The sequence below is a fragment of the Oleiagrimonas sp. MCCC 1A03011 genome, from assembly GCF_003267965.1.
GTDB classification, from domain to species: domain Bacteria; phylum Pseudomonadota; class Gammaproteobacteria; order Xanthomonadales; family Rhodanobacteraceae; genus Oleiagrimonas; species Oleiagrimonas citrea.
The window spans coordinates 144308-164248 of sequence record NZ_MSPY01000001.1 but is presented as its reverse complement, the minus strand read 5'-3'; the positions used below and the strand labels follow the sequence as shown (position 1 = coordinate 164248).

The window sequence follows — 19941 nt, the reverse complement described above, 5'->3', positions numbered from 1 at the left end:
GCCGCTTATCGCGGAGGCACGATGCATCGATTCATCGAAAGCATGGCCACGGCCCCTGTAGTCGTGGGCGGCTACCATCACTGGGGCGTGAATGTCTCGGTGGCCCTGGCCACGGCCATTGTGGTCGGTCTGTGCGTGCTCGTGCACTACGAAGGCCTTTCGCTGCTAACCCGCGGTCTCGCTCATCTGCGCGGCAAGGCCCGGCGGCACATCCTGCGCGGCATCTTCGGCGTGCTGGTGTTGCACGTGCTGGAGATCTGGATCTTCGGTCTGGCGCTGTATGTGCTGTTGCTGATCGATCCGCTGTTCGGGCGGATCCACGGGATCGAACCGCACTCGATCTTCGACTACGTCTACTTTTCCGCTGTCACCTACACCACGGTCGGCTTCGGCGACGTGATTCCCTTCGGGCCCCTGCGATTCATGGTCGGGACCGAGGCCTTGGCGGGTTTTGTGCTGCTCACCTGGTCGGCCTCCTTCACCTTCGTGGAGATGCAGCGTTACTGGAAGCGCGACTGACGCGCGGGTTCGGGACGCCTTTTGACCGGCGTCAATGCACGGAGGCGCGGGTGGTGTGACAATGAAATCAACCCGTCACCGGAGGAGCACGTCATGTACAAGCGAATCCTGATCGCCACCGATGGTTCGGAGCGTTCCGAACGCGCCATCGAACAGGGCGTGTCGCTGGCCAAGTCGCTCGGCGCGAGCGTGGTCGGCCTCAATGCCATGCCGACCTATCGCGCATTCGTCGGCAGCGTGGGAGACATCACCAACACGCTGGAAGACGATTATCGCAGGGCAGCCGAAGAGCGCAGCACGGTTATCCTGTCCGATCTGGACAAGGCGGCGAAGGCTGCCGGCGTGCCCTGTGAGACCCATTATCTGTACGGGAAGCCGGTCCATCAGGCGATCATCGATGCGACGGACACCTACGATTGCGATCTGGTCGTGATGGCCTCGCACGGACGAGGCAGCGTCGGCACGCTGCTGCTGGGCAGCGTGACCCAGAAAGTGCTGATGCACGGCGAGCGTCCGGTGCTTGTGGTGCGCTGAAGCGCGTCGGATCTAGAGCGTCGCGGCTAGGCGCGTCCCCTGATCGATGGCGCGCTTGGCGTCCAGTTCCGCCGTGACGTCGGCGCCGCCGATGACGTGCGTGTCGACGCCGGCGGCGATCAGTGCATCGGTGAGTCCGCGGTTCGGCGCCTTTCTGGCGCACACGATCACGTTGTCCATCGCCAGCATGCGTTCTTGTCCGTCATGCGTATGTGCAAACCGGCGTCGTTGATACCCAGGTAGGTCACGCCGCCGAGCATGTGCACGCTCTTCGCACGCAACGTGGCGCGGCTGCACCTGGCGGGGTCTTGTTTGGTTGTCGACACGGCCAGCTCTCGGTCGGCGATGTCGTTCCGATGGGGGGGGGTACCGAAGCACCGCGTATTCTGCTGGGTACCGAAGTGTCGGTCGAGTTTGTGCTCATTGCCCGGATGGCCTCGTTCACTGATGTCGAAATGCAGCGCTACTGGAAGCGTGATTGATGTTTGATCGGCGTCAAGGCGCAGGACGGGTTCGAGTCGAACAATGGTCTTGCGCCCACAGTCGAGGAGGCGGTCATGTACAAACGAATCCTGATTTCCACGGACGGCTCCGAACATTCCAAACGCGCCATCGCGCAAGGCGTAACACTGGCCAGGTCGCTGGGGGCCAGCGTGGTCGGACTGAATGCGGCACCGAGTTTAAGCATTGATGCAAACAAGATGGATGACATCAGCCACTCCATGGAAGTCGAATACCGCCGCGCCGTCGAGGAGCAGTCCAGAGCGATGCTGTCGGAAATCGAAAAAGCGGCCGGCGAGGCGGGTGTGAGTTGTCAGACCCATTTCCTGTACGGCGACCCGGTGCATCGGTCCATCATCAAGGCGGCTGATGACAACCATTGCGATCTGGTGGTGATGGGGTCGCACGGGCGCGGCAGTGTCGGCACGTTGCTGCTGGGCAGCGTGACACAGAAGGTGCTGGCTCACGACGAGCGCCCGGTGCTGGTGGTGCGCTGAAGCGCACCGCGTCTAGAGCGTCGTCGCCAGGCGTGTCCCTTGGTCGATGGCGCGCTTGGCGTCCAATTCTGCCGCGACGTCGGCGCCGCCGATGACGTGCGTGTCGATGCCAGCGGCGATCAGCGCATCGGCGAGTCCGCGATTCGGATCCTGTCCGGCGCACACGATCACGTTGTCCACCGCCAGCACGCGTTCTTCCTCGTCGATGCGTACGTGCAGGCCGGCGTCGTCGATGCCCAGGTAGGTCACGCCGCCGAGCATGTGCACGCCTTTTTCTTTCAGCGTGGCGCGGTGCACCCAGCCCGTGGTCTTGTTCAGGCGCCGGCCCGGCCGGCCTTCGCTTCGCTGCAGCAACCACAGTTCGCGCAGCGGCGGTTCGGGCGAGCGCGACGTCAGGCTGCCAGGTTGGCGCATGTTCTCGTCCACGCCCCATTCCGCGTTCCAGCGATGCACGTCGCTGCTGGGCGAGGGCATGCCCTGACTCAGGAATTCGGCGACGTCGAAGCCGATGCCGCCCGCGCCGATGATGGCCGCGCGCTTTCCGACGGGGGCATTGTTGCGCAGCACGTCGATGTAGCCGAGCACCATGGGATGGTCGCTGCCCGGCAAGTGCAGCGCGCGCGGCGTGACGCCGGTGGCGACCACCACGGCATCGAAGTCGCGCAGATTCTCGACTCCGGCTTCGGTGCCCAGGCGCAGGGTGACGTTCGCGTCGCGCAGGCGATGGTCGAAATAGCGCAGCGTCTCGTGGAACTCCTCTTTGCCGGGAATGCGCTTGGCCATGTTGAACTGCCCGCCGATGGCGTCGGCGCGGTCGAACAACGTCACGCGGTGGCCGCGTTCGGCCAGGGTCGCGGCGCAGGCGAGGCCGGCCGGTCCCGCACCGACCACGGCGTAGCGGCGCGGCGTGGCGGCGGGTTCGATCTTCAGTTCGGTTTCGTGGCAGGCCCGTGGATTGACCAGGCAGGAAGCGCGCTTGTTCTCGAACACGTGGTCCAGGCAGGCCTGGTTGCAGGCGATGCAGGTGTTGATGGTCTCGGCACGGGCAGCGCGGGCCTTGGTCAGCCAGTCCGGGTCGGCCAGCAGCGGCCGCGCCATCGACACCATGTCCGCATCGCCGGCGGCGAGGATGCGCTCGGCCACGTCCGGCATGTTGATGCGGTTGGTGGTGATGAGCGGCAGCTTCACCTCCTGCTTCATGCGCGCGGTGACCCAACTGAACGCACCGCGCGGCACGCTGGTGACGATGGTCGGTACGCGCGCCTCGTGCCAGCCGATGCCGGTGTTGATGAGCGTCGCACCCGCCGTCTCGATGGCCTTGGCCAGGCGCACGATGTCCGGCCACGACTGGCCGCCTTCGACCAGGTCCAGCATGGACAGGCGGTAGATCAGAATGAAGTCTGGACCGACGGCCTCACGGATGCGGCGCACGATCTCGATGGGAAAGCGCATCCGTCGCTCGGCGTCGCCGCCCCAGGCATCGGTGCGCTGGTTGGTGCGTTCGGCCAGGAACTGATTGATCAGGTAGCCCTCCGAACCCATCACCTCGACGCCGTCGTAGCCGGCCCTTTTCGCCAACTCCGCGCTGCGCACGAAATCGGCGATGGTGCGCTCGACGCCGCGTGCGGACAGTGCGCGCGGGGTGAACGGTGTGATCGGCGACTTCACCTTCGAGGGCGCGACGGACAGCGGGTGATAGCCGTAGCGGCCTGCGTGCAGGATCTGCATGCAGATACGGCCGCCTTCGGCATGCACGGCCTCGGTGATCTTGCGGTGACGACCGACATGCCACGGCATCGACATGCGTCCGCCGAACGGCTTCAGCCAGCCGGCGATGCTGGGTGCGATGCCGCCGGTCACGATCAGGCCGACGCCGCCGCGCGCGCGCTCGGCGTAGAACGCGGCCAGCTTGTCGAAGTCCGCCGCGCGGTCCTCCAGGCCGACGTGCATCGATCCCATCAGCACGCGGTTGGGCAGGGTGCAGAAACCCAGGTCGAGCGGGCGAAAAAGGCTGGGGTAGGTGCTGTCGGTCATCGGCACGATCGGTTCCAAACGATCGTTTGATTATGGCCGCGATCCGGAGCCGGGGCCAGCCCGCCCGGCGAATCGTCTATTCCGCCTGCGCGCGATGCTCGCGGCGCTCGGCCCATACGCCCAGCCCGCACACGCCCGCCACTAGCACGATATCGAGCACCCAGCGCATCGCGTCGTGGGCATTGAACCAGTCGCGCAGCAGGTGATCGTGGGTGATCATGCGCGCCGCAGTCCAGGCGATGGCCGCCGCGCCGACGTAGATGATGGCCGGGAAGCGCTGGATCAGTTTCAGGATCAGGGTCGAACCCCAGACCACCAGCGGCACACTGATCAGCAGGCCGATGATGACCAGGCCCAGGTGGCCCTTGGAGGCGCCGGCGATGGCCAGCACGTTGTCCAGCCCCATCAGCGCATCGGCCACGATGATGGTGCGCATGGCGGTCCAGAAGCTGGTGGCGACCTTCACATTGGGATTGTCGCCTTCGTCGCCCTGGCGCAGCAGCTTCCAGGCGATCGGCAGCAGCACCAGACCGCCGACCAGCATCAAGCCGGGCAGCTTGAGCAGGAAGACCACCATGGTCGTCATGATCATGCGCACGGCAATGGCGCCGGCGGTGCCCCAGGCGATGGCCTTCTTCTGCAGTTCGGGCGGCAGGTTGCGGGCCGCGAGCGCGATGACGATGGCGTTGTCGCCCGCCAGCACCAGGTCGATGAGGATGATGGCCACCAGGCCGGAAAGCAGGTCGGGGGTCGAGAATTCCATGCAGGCTCCGTTGCGCGTGGGACTCGTGCGGACACCGGCGAACACGCGCGACGGTCCGCTGGCTGGCACAAAAGTCTCGCTCGCGGCTCGGTGCCGCCGCGACGACCGGGGCGTTGGTGCCCGTGATGACGATCGTCGCGCTAGGGAGCTACTCCCCTTTGATGGAACCGATTGTCGGCAGCCGGTGCATGCGGCGTCAAGCCGGCCGAGGCGGCGAAGATGCCGGGCAGGGTACAATGGGCGTTTGATTCCCTTCAGCGAGGTCCGTCATGAGCGCCCCCGACATCCGTTCCGCCCAGCGTCCCGATCCCGATCAGCCGATGGTCGACATCGCCGATTACGTCGCCGACTACACCATCGATTCGACCGAGGCCTACGACACCGCGCGCTACATGCTGCTGGACTCGCTGGGCTGCGCCATGCTGGCGATGAAGTTCCCCGAGTGCGTCAAGCATCTCGGTCCCATCGTCCCGGGTGCGAACCTGCCGGGCGGTACGCGCGTGCCTGGCACCAGCCATGAGCTGGATCCGGTGCAGGGCGCGTTCGCCATCGGCACGCAGATCCGCTGGCTGGACTTCAACGACACCTGGCTGGCTGCCGAGTGGGGCCATCCGTCGGACAACCTGGGCGCGATCCTCTCGGTCGCCGACTACCTCAGCCGCAAGGCCGAACGCGAGGGCGGCGAGCCGCTGACCGTGCGCGACGTGCTGGGCTACGCCATCAAGGCGCATGAGATTCAGGGTTGCTACGCGCTGAAGAACAGCTTCAACCGCGTCGGCCAGGACCACGTGATCCTGGTGCGTCTGGCCTCCACCGCCGTTGCCACCAAGATGCTGGGCGGCGACAAGGACGCCATCACCACCGCCGTCTCGCACAGCTGGATCGACAACGGTGCGCTGCGCACCTACCGTCACGCGCCGAACACCGGGCCGCGCAAGAGCTGGGCCGCGGGCGACGCCTGCCGTCGTGCCGTCACCCACGCGCTGAATGCCGCGCACAAGGGCGTGGTCGGCTATCCGTCGGCGCTGACCGCCAAGACCTGGGGCTTCTACGACGTCGCTTTCGGCGGCAAGCCGTTCGAGTTCGAGCGTCCGTTCGGCAGCTACGTGATGGAGAACGTGCTGTTCAAGATCAGCTTCCCGGCCGAGTTCCACGCGCAGACCGCCGTCGAGTGCGCGATGCAGCTGCACGGCGAGGTCGCCGACAAGATCGATCAGATCGAGAAGATCGTCATTGAGACCCAGGAAGCCGGTTGCCGCATCATCGACAAGACCGGCCCGCTGGCCAACTACGCTGATCGCGATCACTGCATCCAGTACATGGTCGCCGTGCCGCTGATCTTCGGCCGTCTGACTGCCGCCGACTACAACGACGACGTCGCCGCCGATCCGCGCATCGACGCGCTGCGCGACAAGATGGAAGTGGTCGAGAACGAGCAGTTCACCAAGGACTACTTCGATCCGGACAAGCGCTACATCGGCAACGCCGTGCAGGTGTTCTTCAAGGATGGCACCAGCACCGACAAGATCTCGATCGACTATCCGATCGGACACCGTCGCCGCCGCGACGAGGGCATCCCGGTGCTGCTGAACAAGTTCGAGCAGGCGCTGCGCGGACACCTTCCGGCACGTCAGGTGGAAGCGATCCTGGACGCCACCGCCGACTCGGCGAAGCTGGATGCGATGCCGATCCACGAGTTCCTGGCGCTCTTCACAGTCTGAGGACGTTTTTTGCTCTGACTCGTTTATGAACGGGTTTGTCCGCCCACGTGGGATTTGTTTGTTTTTTGATAAACTGGCGTCAACCGCACGGAAGGAAAAATGCGGGACGCTATTAACGGATTCCCAAGGCTCAGTTGTGGCAGGCGCAATGCCACCGTGGGCGGGAGCGGATGCGAAAAGCAACGAAGTGAAGAGGAGATTCCACATGAAACACAAGGCTTTGTACGTGCTTGTCGCGTTGACGCTTGGAAGCGTCAGTGCCGCGCATGCCCAGGACGCCATGTCCTCCAGCGACAACGGTCAGGCCATGAGCAGCAGCTCGAGCATGAGCAGCGACTCCGGCAGCATGAGCAGCGAAAAGTTCGATGGTCGCTGGTACATCGCGCCGACCATCGGTGGCTACTACAACGATACCAACCGCAACACCAACAGCCGTCAGCTGTACTACGGTCTGGGCTTCGGCAAGTTCGTGAATCCGAATGTGTCGATCGATGCGTTCGCCGACTACACCAGCCGCGACATCGACTACAGCAGCGGTAAGTGGAAGAACCTGACCATGGGCCTGGCCGCGCGTTTCTACGGCGGCAACTGGGACTCCTGGCGTCCGTACGCCCTGCTGGGTGCGATGGGCAGCCATCACACCAGCATGCTGGACAGCGGTTGGGCGCCGGCGGCCGAAGTGGGTCTGGGCCTGTCCAAGACCATCAACGAGAACTCGGACTTCCGCGTCGAAGCCGGTTATCGCTATGACTGGGATAGCAATTCGCAGGTCACCGATGGTGGCTACGGCGATTACTTCCTGGGTCTGAGTATCGTTTCGCGCTTCGGTCAGGCTGCCGCGCCGCCGCCGCCGCCGCCGGTTGCTCCGCCGCCGCCGCCGCCGCCGACCTGTGATCAGCTCGACAGCGACAACGACGGTGTCAACAACTGCGACGACAAGTGCCCGAATACTGCAGCCGGCACCATCGTCGGCCCGGACGGTTGCGCGCAGAAGGTCGTCATCGATCTGCGTGGCGTGAACTTCAAGTTCGACCGTCCGCACAAGGGTGAGACCGACATCGGTCCGACGCTGCAGAAGCCGACGTCCGATTCGATGGACATCCTCAACCAGGCCGTCGATACGCTGAAGCGCTATCCGAACGTCCACGTCATGGTTGCGGGTTACACCGACTCGATCGGTACCGAGGCCTACAACCAGTCGCTGTCCGAGCGTCGTGCGAAGATCGTCTATGACTATCTGACCTCGCACGGTGTCGACGCCAGCCGTCTGGACGGCCCGGTGGGTCATGGCGAAAGCAACCCGGTCGCCAGCAACTCCACCGACGAGGGTCGTGCGCGTAATCGCCGCACGGAACTGCAGGCTGAAGACCAGCAGTAAGCCTTCAAGGCAAGTGGTACGAAAAAGCCCGGCGCATGCGCCGGGCTTTTTCTTTGTCCGCGTCCGCGCCACCGCTGCGGGACCCGAGACATTGCCGCGTGCCGAACTTCGATCACGAGCCGATGACGACCCGGATGGGGCTTTCGTTGCGAAATCGGGCAAAATGTCCCGCGGCGAGCGGAGCCAAAGAAGGGCACCAACGCTGCCTCCATGGCTTGCCGACGGGATCGTTGTTCGTTCTCCTGGAATCCATGCGAAAAGCCCGGCATGCGCCGGGCTTTTCGGGCCTCGTTGTGACGGAGTCGCGCGTGCTTCAGGGCCGCACGAAGCGATAGTGTCCGACCAGCCACTGCTGTCCCTGCTCGTAGCCGAACAGTTCGGCGCAGGCCATCCAGAAGATCCGCCAGCGCTGATGCCACAGGCGGGCGTCCTCGCCGTAGGCTTCGCTCAGCACTTCAAGTACCCGTTCCCGGCGCGCGTCCTGATTGGCCAGCCAGAGGTTGGCCGTGCGCGCGTAGTGCCGGCCGGAAAGCCGCCATTGCCGCTGCAGCGTCAGATGCTGCTGGAAATGCAGCAGGGTATCGGCTGCGGGCATCAGGCCGCCGGTGAAGAAGTGCCGGCCCATCCAGTTGTCTCCGCCCTCGGTCTCGAACGGGTACATCAGCTCGCGATGGCAGAAGATGTGCACAAACAGCTTGCCACCACTGCGCAGCCAGGTGCCGATGTTGCGCAGCAGGTGCTCGTAGTTGCGCATGTGCTCGAACATCTCGATCGACACCACGCGGTCAAAGGCGTCGGCGTCCAGTTCCAGGCGATTGACGTCGTCGGTGATGACGCGAACGTTGTCCAGACCGCGTTCGCGGCACTGCGCTTCGATGTGGCGGCGCTGCAGCCCAGAATTGGAGACCGCAGTGATGCGGGCGCGCGGATAGCGCTCGGCCATCCACAGCGTCAGCGAACCCCAGCCGCAGCCGAGTTCCAGGATGTCCAGGCCATCCTCGAGTTCGGCGCGTTCGCCGTACAGCTCGAGCATCGCGTTCTCGCCTTCTTCCAGCGATTCGTTGCCCCAGGGGAAATAGCAGCTGGAGTATTTCAGGCGCGGTCCGAGGCATTCGCGAAAGAAGGCCGGCGGCAGTTCGTAGTGCTGTTCGTTGGCGGCGTCGGTATGAATCGCCAACGGACTCTTGCGCAGCTCGTTCAACAGATCGTTGAAATGCTGCCACTGCAGTTCGACGCCGCCTTCCTGTTCTTCGCGCAGGCGTTGCGCGCACAGTCGGCGGATGCCGAGCCGGAGCAGGCTGTCCGGAACCAGGCCGCGTTCGGCCAGTCCGATCAGCCCGCGTTCGCGCGGCATGCGGTGGTTCGATGAGGTCAAAGCCATGCTGTCGCTCATGAGTGGGCGTCCTCCTTGGGTGGCCAGGGAATGAAGGCGCTGGTGCTGCGTTGATAGTCGCGGTAGTCGTCGCCGCGGCTGCGCAGGGCCTGCGCCTCGGTGTAGGGAATGCCGGTGAGGCGGTACAGAAAGATCAGCATCAGCACGGGGCCGCTCCAGGCCAGCCAGCCGATCGGCGAACCGATGGCCAGTAGCGGGTAGGCGAACCAGTGGGTCCATTCGAAGAAATAGTTGGGGTGGCGCGAGTAGCGCCACAGGCCGGCGCGACAGGTCTTGCCGCGATGCGCCGGATCGGCGCGGAAGCGCGCCAGCTGGCGGTCGGCCAGCGCTTCACCGCCGACGCTGACCAGCCAGATCGCGACGGCCAGGACCAGGGCCCAGCGCGGTAGCGGCTGGACGTGGTTCGCCGCCGCCAGGAACGGCAGCGAAAGCAGGGTGGTGAACCCGGCCTGGGCCATGAAGAAGGCCAGGAACTTGCCCTGGGCGTCGTTCCAGTAGTCGCGCAGGTAGGCGTAGCGGCCGTCTTCCGGTTCGCTGTGGACGCGCCGGAACAGGTACACGAACAGACGTGCGCCCCAAAGGCCGCCCAGGATCAGCACGGCCAGGCGCGCGATCATCGAGCCGCTGCCGACAGCGGCGTACCAGGCCGCGCTGGCGGCCATGGTGCCGGCCCAGACCACATCGACGATGCCGGCATTGCGCGTGACGCGTTGACGCAGCCAGGCCAGCAGCATCAGCACGGCGGTGGTGGCGAACACCAGCAGAGGTTGTGCCCACAGCGGAAGATCAGGCATGGCGGACTCCGGAATCAGTAGTTGCGCGTGTCTCGATGCGCTGCGCTAGCCGCAGCATCAGGGGCAGGGCGAAGGCCCACATCACGGCCAGAGCGATCAGGCCGGGGAGCGGACCTTCACCGAATTGCACGGCCTGCCAGCCGCGCGCGGCGGCCAGGTAGGCCAGCGGTCCGCCGATGCCGCCGAACAGCGCGCTCAGCACCGGGCGTCGGAACAGGAAGCGGAAGGTATGTCGCAGGGTCAGTGCGAAGCTGCACCAGATGGCCGCGATCCACAGCGGAGCCAGGTGCGGCGACGGCACCGGCGCGGCGTAGTGCAGCAGGCCGCTGGCGGCCATCAGCGAATCCATGGCGCAGCCCAGCGGCACCACCAGAGCCATCAGTTGCAGGTCGCTGCGCCGTTCCGGATCCCGCAGCACCATCGCGGCGAAGGGCAGCATCGCCAGCGCCGCGGGCCACCACAGACCGCGTCCGGCACCCCATACGGCGATGAACCAGACGATCTGGTATCCGACAACGTTGAGCCAGATGTTCACGCGGACTCCAGGTCGGGCAGCCAGGAGGCGCGTCGGTTGCCCGGCCGCGTGAACAGCATCTGCACGTCGCCGATGGAACGTTCCAGGAATCCGCCTTCGCAATAGGCCAGATAGAACTCCCACATGCGCACGAATTGTTCGTCGTAGCCCAGTTCGCGCACGTCCGGCAGGCGTTCGAGGAAACGCTCGCGCCAGGCACGCAGGGTCAGTGCGTAACTCGGGCCGATGTCTTCCAGGTTGAACAGACGCAGGTCGCTGCTCTGCGCCGCCGACTGCAGCATCGCGCTGACGCACGGAATGAAGCTGCCCGGGAAAATGTAGCGCTTGATGAAGTCGACCGCGTTCAGCGCCTGCCGGTAGCGATGGTCTTCGATGGTGATGGCCTGGATCAGTGCCGCGCCATCGTGCTTGAGCAGGTTGGCGACGGTGCGGAAATAGGTGCCCAGATACTGGTGGCCGATGGCCTCGATCATCTCGATGGAGACCAGCTTGTCGTAGCGGCCTTCGAGGTCGCGGTAGTCCTCGAGCAGCACCGTGACGCGGTCCTGCAGACCGGCGTGCGCGATCCGCTGCCGGGCCAGATCGTACTGTTCCTGCGAGATCGTCGTGGTGGTCACCCGGCAGCCATAGCGCGAGGCGGCGTGAATAGCGAACCCGCCCCATCCGGTGCCGATCTCGACCACGTGATCGTCGGCCTTCAGGTCCAACTTGCGGCAGATGCGTTCGAGCTTGCGCGTGGCGGCGATGTCCAGCGATTCGCGCGGATCGGCGTAGATGGCCGAGGAATACATCAGTGACGGATCGAGGAACAGTTCGAACAACGGATTGCCGAGGTCGTAGTGCGCGGCGATGTTGCGCTTGCTGCCACCGCGCGTGTTGCGGCGCAGGGCGTGCCAGGCGCGCATGGCGAGACCGCCGAGACGTGCCATGCCGGTTTCCATCGCATCGAGGATATCGCGGTTGCGCACCAGAATGCGTACCAGCGCGACCAGGTCGTCGCATTGCCACAGGCCATCGATCCAGGCCTCGCCCGCACCGACGCTGCCGTGGCTGGCGAGGTGACGGTAGAACGCCGGATCGCGCACGCGGATGGACGCGTGCAGGGTGTGCTCGGGAACGGCGGCAGGTTGCCCCAGTGTTTCCTCGCCGAGTGGGTCGCGCAGCGTCAGCCGGCAGTCCGTGAGCTGCGCCATCTGCTTCAGCAGGCGTGCGCGGAGCATTTTCTCCAGGCCGGTGAAGGGGCGGGACTGTTCCGAGTAGGCTTGGTCGATTCGCATGTCCATGGCTTCAGCTCCCTTGTTTGCGGGGATGGTCGTAGACGGGGGTGCGTTTCAGGAACAGGCGCAGTGCCTGCCAGTGAATCGCGGCAATCACTTTCAGCGTCATCAGCGGATAGCGCAGCAGGACCCGCGCCAGTCCGACCCGGTTCAGCGGGCGCCGGTGTAGCACGAGCGTTGCGTCGAATTCCCGCTGTGTGCCGTTCAGGACGTCCATGTGTACTGCGAGGTGGCGGCTGGGTGCGGTGAAGCGCCAGGCGTAGTCGCGTTGCATGGCCATGAACGGCGAGACATGGAAGGTCTTCGGGAAGTGCCAGTGCGCGGCGCGCGCGCTTCGCTGCGCGTGCTCCATCGGCAGCACGTAGGCGTGACGTTCCTTCCAGGGCGTGTTGGTGATTTCGGCGACGATGGTTTCCAGCGTGACGCCGTCCGCGGCATAGCAGTAGTAGAAACTGACTGGGTTGAAGATGACGCCGAAGTAACGCAGGTGGGTCAGCAATCGAATCGGTCCTTCGGGGCGCGCGCCAGTCGACTCGGCGACGCGCCGGCGCACGGCTTCGTCCAGGGATAGATCGGTCGGTCCCATATAGTCCGAGCGGCGGAAGGCAGCGACGTTGGTGCCTTCCACGGACCACAGCCAACGGTCCTCGAACAGGTCGTCGAGTTCGGCTAGGTCGATGTACAGCATCGCCACGCGATAGCGGAATGCGTGCGGTCGCGGCGCGTGCCGACGGTGCCGCACCCAGCCTTCGTAGATGCCGCTGGCGAGTGGTTCGGCATCGGCCGCAGGAGCCGTTCCGCGCGGGATGTGTCGCGGGGCGGTCGAGTCGAGACGCTCACGCTGCATCGTGTTCACGGCCAGTGCACTCCCAGTCCGTTGGCGACCTCGACCGCGCTGCGCATGCCGTCCTCGTGGAAGCCCCAGCCCCACCAGGCACCGGCGAACCACGTGTTGCGGCGGCCCTGGATTTCCGCCTTGCGCTGTTGCGCGGCGACGCTCTCGTGGGTGTAGACCGGATGCTGATAGCGCATTCGCGCCAGTACCCGGTCCGGGTCGATGCGGTCGCTGCAGTTGAGCGAGACGCAGAATGTATGCGGCGCGTCGATCGACTGCAGATGGTTCATGCAGTAGCTGACGGTGCAGGCCGCACCGGAATGCTCGGGAATCAAGGCGTTCCAGGCCGCCCAGGCTGCGCGCCGACGCGGCAGCACAGCGATGTCGGTGTGCAGGACCGTATCGTTGTCCTGCCACGGGATCGCACCGAGGATCTCGCGTTCCTCGGCGCTGGGGTCGCCGAGCAGCGCCAGGGCCTGATCGCTGTGGCAGGCCAGTACCACCTGATCGAAATGATCGTCGCCGGCAGCGCTGTGCACACGCACGCCATCGCGGGCGCGTTCGACGCGATCGACCGGGCAGCCGATGCGTTCCTGTACGCTCCAGCGTGCGCGGAGCGCGTCGATATAGCGACTCGAACCGCCCCGGACCACGCGCCAGGGCGGGCGTCCATCGACCTGCAGCATGTGATGGTTGGCCATGAAGCGGACCAGATAGGCAGCCGGGAACGACAGCACCTTCGCTTCCGGCGAGGACCACAGCGCGCTGGCCATGGGCACGATGTGCTGGTCGCGAAAGGCGTCGCCGTATCCTTGCGCGCCGAGATACTCGCCCAGCGTCGGACCCGGACCGTCCTGCTGCAGCAAGGCGGGCGCTTCGCGGTAGAAGCGCAGGATGTCGCGGACCATGCCGTGAAAGCGCGGCGAGAAAAGGTTGCGGCGCTGGCAGAACAGTTTGTTGACGCTGGTGGCGTTGTATTCCAGACCGCTGCGCTCGTCGTGCACGGCGAAGCTCATCGTGGTCGGCTGGCCGGCGACGCCGAGTTCCTCGAACATCCGGCACAGCAGCGTGTAGTGCGTGGGGTTGTAGACGATGAATCCGCTGTCGATGGCGTAGCTGCGGCCGTCGATCTCGATGTCGTGGGTATGCGTGTGGCCGCCGAGCCGGTCGGCGGCTTCGTACAGCACGACGTCGTGTTCGCGCGACAGCAGCCAGGCGCTGGCCAGCCCGGCGATGCCCGATCCGATGACGGCGATGCGCGACCTCATGCGCGAGGCTTCCCGTGCGGACGACGCAGCCCGACTGGGACCGGCTTGAGCGCGCGGATCAGTCCGAACGCGGCCATCAGGCGCAGGCCGTAGTAGGTCGCGTCGATCTCCCACCAGCGGAATCCCTGGCGCGCCGAGCCCGGGAAGTGGTGATGGTTGTTGTGCCAGCCTTCGCCCATGGTCAGCAGGGCCAGCCAGAGATTGTTGCGGCTGTTGTCGCGGGTGGCGAAACGACGCGAACCGAAGCGGTGCGCCAGCGAGTTGATCGTCACCGAGGCGTGGAACAGGGCGACGGTGGAGACGAAGAAGCCCCACACCAGCAACTGGCCACCGGTCACGCCCAGCGCCGGGTGCGCGGCGTGCAGCCAGTCACCCAGGAAGAACAGGCCGGCGGCGAGGGCGACCGGCACCACGATGTCGAAGCGGTCGATCCAGCGCAGCTCCGGATATTTCGCCAGATCGGGGATCACCGACCAATCGGTGACGAAACCGCGCCGGGTCAGGAACCAGCCCATGTGGCTCCAGAGAAAGCCGCGCTGCACCGGCGAGTGCAGGTCGGCCGGCTCATCGGAATGGCGATGGTGATTGCGATGGTGCGCCGCCCACCACAGCGGTCCGCGCTGCACGGCGCTGGCACCGATCACGGCGAACACGAACTGCAGCCAGCGCGGGGCGCGAAAGGCACGGTGCGAGAAGTAGCGGTGGTAGAAGGCAGTGATCGCGAACATGCGGATCAGGTAGAGCGCCAGCGCCGTCCACAGCGCGAAGGCCGACACCCCGACGTAGAACACGCCCAGGCAGGCCAGGTGCATGCCGATGAAGGGCACGACCCGCGCCCAGTCGATGCGGTCGGCGTTGGCGTCGTGTTCGTCGACTTGCGCGCCGGTGTCGAACCACAGGCGGATCGCGGTCCACAGGCGTTGGTGCATGCGGTCGGGACGGGCGGTGGAGGGCATGAATCGGTTCCGTGTGACGGGTCTGTGGAGAGATACGCAGGGCGAAGCGGATCGGATGCAGCAGAAAACGCCGATGCGCCGGTTTTTTTCGACCTTGTTTCGGGTATGTAGACTGGGCGGGTCCCGCGAGCTCCGGCGGCTGCCGTCGAGAGCGCGATGCAACCGCAACGAGGAGACGCGATGAATCGCATTCGCCTGTGGCTGGATACCCTGCGGACCAGCCTGTGGTTCGTGCCGACGCTGATCGTGCTGGCGTCCGTGGTGTTGGCCTACGCGCTGCTGGCGGCCGACGCGGCGCTGCCGCCCGAGTGGTGGAAGCACTACGGTGCGGGGGTCAACGCGGTGATGGACGTGCGCATCCGCGGCGCCACCGCGATCCTGCAGATGATCGGTACCTCGATCATCACCATCGCCGGCGTGGTGTTCTCGATCACCATCGCCGCCTTCACTCTGGCCGCGGGTCAGTACACCTCGCGCGTGCTGCGCAATTTCATCGGCGATCGCGGCAACCAGACGGTGCTGGGCAGCTTTCTGGGCATCTTCATCTACTGCATGCTGGTGCTGCGTTCACTGTCCAGCGCCAGCGACGCCGCGCATGCACCGGCGCTGGCGCTGCTGATGGCGATGGTGCTGGCCTTTTTCGCCATCGGCATCCTGATCTATTTCATCCACCACATCGCCATCGGGTTGCAGGCCACCAATGTCGTCGCAGCCATCGCGCGCGACGCGTTGCCCTCGATCGATCACCATTTTCCCGAACGGTTCGCGCCGCCGGAGCAGGACAATGTCGATCTGGAGCGTCCGCAGGGGGAGCATCGAAGTACGCTGCGTGCACACCGCAGCGGTTATCTCACGGGGGTTTCCTACGCTGCGCTGGCGGAGCGGGCCGAAGCGTGCAAAGGATGGATTCGCGTGTACCGCAACGCCGGTGAGTTCGTTGCCGAAGGCGAGGCGCTGGCTGAACTGGTGACGCCGGAGCCGGTCGAGGACGAGCGCATCGATGCCATGCGCGCGGTCTGGTCGTTTGGCGATCAGCGCACGTTGGCGAACGATCCCGGCTACGGTCTGCGTCAGCTGGTCGATGTGGCTTTGAAGGCGCTGTCGCCCGGCGTCAACGAGACCACCACGGGCGTGATGTGTGTGAACTGGATCGGCGTGATGCTGCTGCGCATGGCCGAGCGTCGGTTGCCCGCGCAGATGCGCGTGCGCGACGGTTGCATCCGCGTCATCACGCAGGCACCGCAACTGGGCGACTTCATCGCGCTGGGGTTCGATCAGATCCGTCAGAACGCATCGAGCAACGTGGCGATCCTGCGTCGTCTGCTGGAAGTGCTGCTGGCGCTGTCGGCCAGCGTGGGCGCGCACAAGGCGCGCAAGCCGATCTTGCGTCAGGTCGAAGCCATCGAGGCCATGATGCACGACACCGTCCGCTGGGATCACGATGCCGAACCGCTGCGCAAGCTGCTGGATACGTTGCGCGAACGGCTCGAAGGCGATACCGAATCACACGCAGAGGGCAAGCCGGCCGGCGAATGACCCCGGCCAGGTGCAACCCGCGTCGGTCCGGCCACGTCGTACCGTGGTGCGCGCGATCATGTCCTGGCCCGTGCTTTCCCGGCGATACCGCCTCTCTTCGGGTTGCGCTGAATGCCGGGACCTGCGGCTACATGCGGGGCGATGCGTTGGACAGGTGCACGTGTCGCGGCTTGGCCAGACGCTCGAATTCGACGTAGGGCATGCGCACCAGGTCGGTGTGCGTGCCGTCGTTGAAGGCGATCTCCTCGTTCCCGGCCAGACGTTCTTCGAGGTACACATCCATGTCATACAGATGACCGAACGGCGGCATCGCACCGACTTCGCAATCCGGGAAGCGGTCGCGGAAGTCGGTCTCGGTCGCCAGTTCGACCCGTGACGCGTCGGTGAGGTGTCGCAGGTGACCCAGCGGTACGCGGTGCGCCGCCGGCAGCACCACCATGGCCAGACGGCCGTCCAGTTTCACCATGACGGTCTTGGCCAGCATGTCGCCACGGATGTGGGTGCTGGCGGCGACTTCCTGCGCGGTGATCGCACGGGTGTGATGGATGACTTCGTAGGGGACGTGCTGCTCGTGCAGAAGATGATGGAGTCTTGTCTCGCTCATGGCGCTGCCTCCTCGGGATCGCGCCGTTCCGCTGGGCGCGGCCGGGTTGCCGGCACACGCGGCGCGTTCCCTGCCCGCGACGGGGAACCGCGCCTTCGTCGCCCCTGCGGCGCGACTCCAGACCGGCTTCGTGTGGGAAGCCGGTCTGCGTTCCAGCTTACTCCCGCCCGCGGCGTTCGTGAATGCCGCGGGCGGCGGAGGTTCAGCCGCCGATCACGCCCAGCGAGCGGCCGACGCGGGTGAACGCGTCGATGGCCTTGTCCAGCTGTTCGCGGGTGTGCGCCGCGCTCATCTGCGTGCGGATGCGCGCCTGGCCCTTCGGCACCACCGGGAAGAAGAAGCCGGTGACATAGATGCCCTCGTCGAGCAGCGCGTTGGCCATGGCCTGCGCCTTGGGCGCGTCGTGGATCATCACCGGCACGATCGGGTGGTTGCCCGGCTTGATCTCGAAGCCGGCTTCTTCCATGCGCTGGCGGAAGTAGGCCGTGTTCTCGACCAGCTTCTCGCGCAGGTCGCCGGCGGCGTCGAGCATCTCGAACACCTTGATGCCCGCTGCCACCACATGCGGCGGCAGCGAGTTGGAGAACAGATACGGACGCGAGCGCTGGCGCAGCATGTCGATGATCTCCTGGCGGCCGGTTGTGAAGCCGCCGACCGCGCCACCCAGCGATTTGCCCAGGGTGCCGGTGAAGATATCGATCTTGTCCATCACGCCGTGCACCTCGGCCGAGCCGCGACCGGTCTTGCCGAGGAAGCCGGTGCAGTGGCATTCGTCGATGTGCACCAGCGCGCCGTATTTCTCGGCCAGGGCGGTGATCTCATCCAGCTTGGCGACGTAGCCGTCCATCGAGAACGCGCCGTCAGTGGTGATCAGCTTGGCCTTGCAGCGGGCCTCGTCGGCGGCCTTGAGCTGGGCTTCCAGGTCGGCCATGTCGGAGTTGGCGTAGCGGAAGCGCTTGGCCTTGCACAGGCGCACGCCGTCGATGATCGAGGCGTGATTGAGCGCGTCGGAGATGATCGCGTCCTCGGGGCCGAGCAGCGGCTCGAACAGACCTCCGTTGGCATCGAAGCAGGCCGCGTACAGGATGGCATCGTCGGTGCCGAAGAACTCGGCGATCTTCGCTTCCAGCTGCTTGTGCAGGTCCTGCGTGCCGCAGATGAAGCGGACCGAGGCCATGCCGAAGCCGTGCGTGTCCAGCGCCTCCTTGGCGGCGGCGATGACCTCGGCGTTGTCGGCCAGGCCCAGGTAGTTGTTGGCGCAGAAGTTGAGCACCTTGCGGCCGTCCGCGAGGGTGATCTCCGACGACTGCGGCGAGGTGATGATGCGCTCGTCCTTGTACAGACCGTCGTTGCGGATGCTTTCGAGTTCGGTCTTCAGGCGTTCGCGGATGGTGTAGGCCATGTCGGGTCTCCCGTGCTCCAGTATGGCGAAAAAAGGCGTTGGTGCGAGTGACACACAGGATCGTCATTCCTGCGAAAGCAGGAACCCAGCGTCTTTTCGATGCTGCGTGGAAGTCGCTGGGTTACTCGCTGCGCTCGCCCCTCCGGGGCCGTCCTGCGGCCGTTCTGCGCGCTGCGCGCTTGTCCGGCGTCCGCAGGGATGACGTCCCGATGGGGTGTGCGTAGGTACGGGTGTCACGTCCAAGAACACACGACCTTGCCGCAGTTGCCCGCCGCCATCAGGTCGAAGCCGTTCTGGAAGTCGTCGATGCCGATCTGGTGCGTCAGCACCTTCTGCAGCGGGAAGCCGGTCAGCACCATCTGCGTCATCTTGTACCAGGTCTCGTACATGCGGCGGCCGTAGATGCCGTGCAGGGTCAGGCCCTTGAAGATGATCTTGTCCCAGTCCACGCCCGCGCCCTGGGGCAGCAGGCCGAGCAGGGCGATCTTGCCGCCGTGGTACATGCATTCGAGCATGTCGTTGAAGGCGTGCGGGTTGCCGCTCATCTCCATGCCGACGTCGAAGCCGTCCATGTGCAGATCGGCGACCGCGTCCTTCAAGCGCGCCTTGGATACGTTGACCACGCGCGTCGCGCCCATGTCGGCGGCCAGCTTCAGACGGTAGTCGTTGACGTCGGTGACGACCACGTTGCGCGCGCCGACATGCTTGGCGATGCCGGCGGCGATGATGCCGATGGGGCCGGCGCCGGTGATCAGCACGTCCTCGCCGACCAGGTCGAACTCCAGCGCACAGTGCGCGGCGTTGCCGTAGGGGTCGAAAAATGCGGCCAGCTCGGACGAGATCGGGTCCGGAATCGGCCACAGATTCGAGGCCGGCACGGCCACGTATTCGGCGAACGCGCCGTTGCGGTTCACGCCGATGCCGATGGTGTGCGGGCACAGGTGCTGGCGTCCGGCGCGGCAGTTGCGGCAGTGGCCGCAGACGATGTGGCCTTCGGCCGACACGCGCTGGCCGACCTCGTAGCCGGTCACGCCGGGCCCCATGTCGACGATGCGACCGACGAATTCGTGACCGATCACCAAGCCCGGCTTGATCGTGCGCTGCGCCCACTCGTCCCACTTGTAGATGTGCAGGTCGGTACCGCAGATCGCGGTCTTCTCCACCTTCACCAATACTTCGTTCGGGCCGATCTCGGGCAGCGGCACCTGTTCCATCCAGATGCCTTCGGCCGCCTCGCGCTTGACCAGCGCCTTCATCGTCTGTGACATGCAAAAAACCTCCTGCGTAAGCGGCCATTATAAGGGGTCGCGCAATCCCCAGGCTGTTGATGTAAGTGCATGACTTTATTCAGGTTGTCATTGCGTCGACTTTCGGGCATAAGCGGTGATCCGGGC

The 19941-nt window shown here is 65.4% G+C and carries 18 protein-coding genes and 1 pseudogene; 6 read left to right on the top strand and 13 right to left on the bottom strand.

The window, feature by feature from the left end:
- The first annotated feature begins 21 nt into the window (after positions 1-21).
- Both BTJ49_RS00740 and BTJ49_RS00735 read left to right on the top strand, forming a co-directional pair.
- Positions 22-519 carry a potassium channel family protein gene (locus BTJ49_RS00740; RefSeq protein WP_113063463.1) on the top strand — a complete coding sequence of 166 codons (498 nt, stop codon included), beginning with the start codon at positions 22-24 and terminating at the stop codon, positions 517-519.
- A 93-nt stretch (positions 520-612) separates the two neighbouring features.
- Positions 613-1053: a universal stress protein gene (locus tag BTJ49_RS00735; RefSeq protein WP_113063462.1), complete on the top strand. Its 441-nt coding sequence runs from the start codon at positions 613-615 to the stop codon at positions 1051-1053.
- A 12-nt stretch (positions 1054-1065) separates the two neighbouring features.
- Here BTJ49_RS00735 and fadH read toward each other — a convergent pair.
- A pseudogene (gene fadH, locus BTJ49_RS15895) lies at positions 1066-1343 on the bottom strand (NADPH-dependent 2,4-dienoyl-CoA reductase); the annotation flags it as partial.
- A 267-nt stretch (positions 1344-1610) separates the two neighbouring features.
- Between fadH and BTJ49_RS00725 the strand changes: the two are divergent.
- A complete protein-coding gene (locus BTJ49_RS00725) occupies positions 1611-2051 on the top strand; it encodes a universal stress protein (protein WP_146742229.1) in 441 nt (146 codons plus the stop codon).
- Between the two features lie 12 nt (positions 2052-2063).
- Here BTJ49_RS00725 and BTJ49_RS00720 read toward each other — a convergent pair whose 3' ends face one another.
- Together BTJ49_RS00720 and BTJ49_RS00715 are read right to left on the bottom strand one after the other, a co-directional pair.
- On the bottom strand, positions 2064-4085 hold the full coding sequence (locus BTJ49_RS00720; protein WP_113063977.1) for an NADPH-dependent 2,4-dienoyl-CoA reductase: 2022 nt from the start codon (positions 4083-4085) through the stop codon (positions 2064-2066).
- Positions 4086-4161: 76 nt separating this feature from the next.
- Complete coding sequence (locus BTJ49_RS00715) at positions 4162-4848, bottom strand: TerC family protein (RefSeq protein ID WP_113063976.1); 687 nt, start codon at positions 4846-4848, stop codon at positions 4162-4164.
- A 269-nt stretch (positions 4849-5117) separates the two neighbouring features.
- Here BTJ49_RS00715 and BTJ49_RS00710 point away from each other — a divergent pair, with 269 nt between their 5' ends.
- Both BTJ49_RS00710 and BTJ49_RS00705 read left to right on the top strand, forming a co-directional pair.
- Entirely contained in the window at positions 5118-6569 is a 1452-nt protein-coding gene (locus BTJ49_RS00710) for a bifunctional 2-methylcitrate dehydratase/aconitate hydratase (protein ID WP_113063460.1), read from the top strand.
- A gap of 205 nt (positions 6570-6774) precedes the next feature.
- The gene (locus BTJ49_RS00705; RefSeq protein ID WP_113063459.1) at positions 6775-7947 is read left to right on the top strand and encodes an OmpA family protein; all 1173 of its coding nucleotides are present in this window, start codon (positions 6775-6777) and stop codon (positions 7945-7947) included.
- 313 nt (positions 7948-8260) lie between these two features.
- Here the strand turns inward: BTJ49_RS00705 and BTJ49_RS00700 are convergent, their stop codons facing one another.
- From BTJ49_RS00700 to BTJ49_RS00670, 7 genes are read right to left on the bottom strand one after another with little or no spacing between them, the layout of a single operon-like run.
- Positions 8261-9328 (bottom strand): cyclopropane-fatty-acyl-phospholipid synthase family protein, encoded by a 1068-nt coding sequence (locus tag BTJ49_RS00700; protein WP_240151700.1) that lies wholly within the window; start codon positions 9326-9328, stop codon positions 8261-8263.
- Between the two features lie 8 nt (positions 9329-9336).
- Complete coding sequence (locus BTJ49_RS00695) at positions 9337-10134, bottom strand: DUF1295 domain-containing protein (RefSeq protein ID WP_113063457.1); 798 nt, start codon at positions 10132-10134, stop codon at positions 9337-9339.
- Positions 10127-10669 carry a DUF2878 domain-containing protein gene (locus BTJ49_RS00690; RefSeq protein WP_168184618.1) on the bottom strand — a complete coding sequence of 181 codons (543 nt, stop codon included), beginning with the start codon at positions 10667-10669 and terminating at the stop codon, positions 10127-10129. The genes BTJ49_RS00695 and BTJ49_RS00690 overlap by 8 nt, the downstream gene beginning before the upstream one ends.
- A complete protein-coding gene (locus BTJ49_RS00685; RefSeq protein ID WP_206098357.1) occupies positions 10666-11946 on the bottom strand; it encodes a cyclopropane-fatty-acyl-phospholipid synthase family protein in 1281 nt (426 codons plus the stop codon). The genes BTJ49_RS00690 and BTJ49_RS00685 overlap by 4 nt, the downstream gene beginning before the upstream one ends.
- Before the next feature lie 10 nt (positions 11947-11956).
- A complete protein-coding gene (locus BTJ49_RS00680; protein WP_240601676.1) occupies positions 11957-12802 on the bottom strand; it encodes a DUF1365 domain-containing protein in 846 nt (281 codons plus the stop codon).
- Complete coding sequence (locus BTJ49_RS00675) at positions 12799-14049, bottom strand: FAD-dependent oxidoreductase (RefSeq protein ID WP_113063454.1); 1251 nt, start codon at positions 14047-14049, stop codon at positions 12799-12801. Before BTJ49_RS00675 ends, BTJ49_RS00680 begins: the two co-directional genes overlap by 4 nt.
- Positions 14046-15005, bottom strand: coding sequence for a fatty acid desaturase (locus BTJ49_RS00670; RefSeq protein ID WP_240151677.1), 960 nt, complete (start codon positions 15003-15005; stop codon positions 14046-14048). Before BTJ49_RS00670 ends, BTJ49_RS00675 begins: the two co-directional genes overlap by 4 nt.
- Positions 15006-15185: 180 nt before the next feature.
- Between BTJ49_RS00670 and BTJ49_RS00665 the strand changes: the two genes are divergently transcribed.
- Entirely contained in the window at positions 15186-16541 is a 1356-nt protein-coding gene (locus BTJ49_RS00665) for a DUF2254 domain-containing protein (RefSeq protein ID WP_168184617.1), read from the top strand.
- Between the two features lie 127 nt (positions 16542-16668).
- Here BTJ49_RS00665 and BTJ49_RS00660 read toward each other — a convergent pair whose 3' ends face one another.
- From BTJ49_RS00660 to tdh, 3 genes are all read right to left on the bottom strand, one after another.
- Positions 16669-17145 (bottom strand): YbaK/EbsC family protein, encoded by a 477-nt coding sequence (locus tag BTJ49_RS00660; RefSeq protein WP_113063452.1) that lies wholly within the window; start codon positions 17143-17145, stop codon positions 16669-16671.
- Positions 17146-17347: 202 nt separating this feature from the next.
- Positions 17348-18547, bottom strand: coding sequence for a glycine C-acetyltransferase (kbl, locus tag BTJ49_RS00655; protein WP_113063451.1), 1200 nt, complete (start codon positions 18545-18547; stop codon positions 17348-17350).
- A 233-nt stretch (positions 18548-18780) separates the two neighbouring features.
- A complete protein-coding gene (tdh, locus tag BTJ49_RS00650; RefSeq protein WP_113063450.1) occupies positions 18781-19803 on the bottom strand; it encodes an L-threonine 3-dehydrogenase in 1023 nt (340 codons plus the stop codon).
- Between the last annotated feature and the right edge of the window lie 138 nt (positions 19804-19941).

Excerpts from the sequence above, each read along its gene's own strand:
- BTJ49_RS00670 (WP_240151677.1), bottom strand. The coding sequence starts at position 15,005 with ATGCCCTCCACCGCCCGTCCCGACCGCATGCACCAACGCCTGTGGACC.
- BTJ49_RS00685 (WP_206098357.1), bottom strand. The coding sequence starts at position 11,946 with ATGCGAATCGACCAAGCCTACTCGGAACAGTCCCGCCCCTTCACCGGC.
- BTJ49_RS00705 (WP_113063459.1), top strand. The coding sequence starts at position 6,775 with ATGAAACACAAGGCTTTGTACGTGCTTGTCGCGTTGACGCTTGGAAGC.
- BTJ49_RS00715 (WP_113063976.1), bottom strand. The coding sequence starts at position 4,848 with ATGGAATTCTCGACCCCCGACCTGCTTTCCGGCCTGGTGGCCATCATC.
- BTJ49_RS00695 (WP_113063457.1), bottom strand. The coding sequence starts at position 10,134 with ATGCCTGATCTTCCGCTGTGGGCACAACCTCTGCTGGTGTTCGCCACC.
- tdh (WP_113063450.1), bottom strand. The coding sequence starts at position 19,803 with ATGAAGGCGCTGGTCAAGCGCGAGGCGGCCGAAGGCATCTGGATGGAA.
- BTJ49_RS00725 (WP_146742229.1), top strand. The coding sequence starts at position 1,611 with ATGTACAAACGAATCCTGATTTCCACGGACGGCTCCGAACATTCCAAA.
- BTJ49_RS00710 (WP_113063460.1), top strand. The coding sequence starts at position 5,118 with ATGAGCGCCCCCGACATCCGTTCCGCCCAGCGTCCCGATCCCGATCAG.
- BTJ49_RS00700 (WP_240151700.1), bottom strand. The coding sequence starts at position 9,328 with ATGGCTTTGACCTCATCGAACCACCGCATGCCGCGCGAACGCGGGCTG.
- kbl (WP_113063451.1), bottom strand. The coding sequence starts at position 18,547 with ATGGCCTACACCATCCGCGAACGCCTGAAGACCGAACTCGAAAGCATC.
- BTJ49_RS00720 (WP_113063977.1), bottom strand. The coding sequence starts at position 4,085 with ATGACCGACAGCACCTACCCCAGCCTTTTTCGCCCGCTCGACCTGGGT.
- BTJ49_RS00740 (WP_113063463.1), top strand. The coding sequence starts at position 22 with ATGCATCGATTCATCGAAAGCATGGCCACGGCCCCTGTAGTCGTGGGC.
- BTJ49_RS00675 (WP_113063454.1), bottom strand. The coding sequence starts at position 14,049 with ATGAGGTCGCGCATCGCCGTCATCGGATCGGGCATCGCCGGGCTGGCC.
- BTJ49_RS00665 (WP_168184617.1), top strand. The coding sequence starts at position 15,186 with ATGAATCGCATTCGCCTGTGGCTGGATACCCTGCGGACCAGCCTGTGG.
- BTJ49_RS00660 (WP_113063452.1), bottom strand. The coding sequence starts at position 17,145 with ATGAGCGAGACAAGACTCCATCATCTTCTGCACGAGCAGCACGTCCCC.
- BTJ49_RS00735 (WP_113063462.1), top strand. The coding sequence starts at position 613 with ATGTACAAGCGAATCCTGATCGCCACCGATGGTTCGGAGCGTTCCGAA.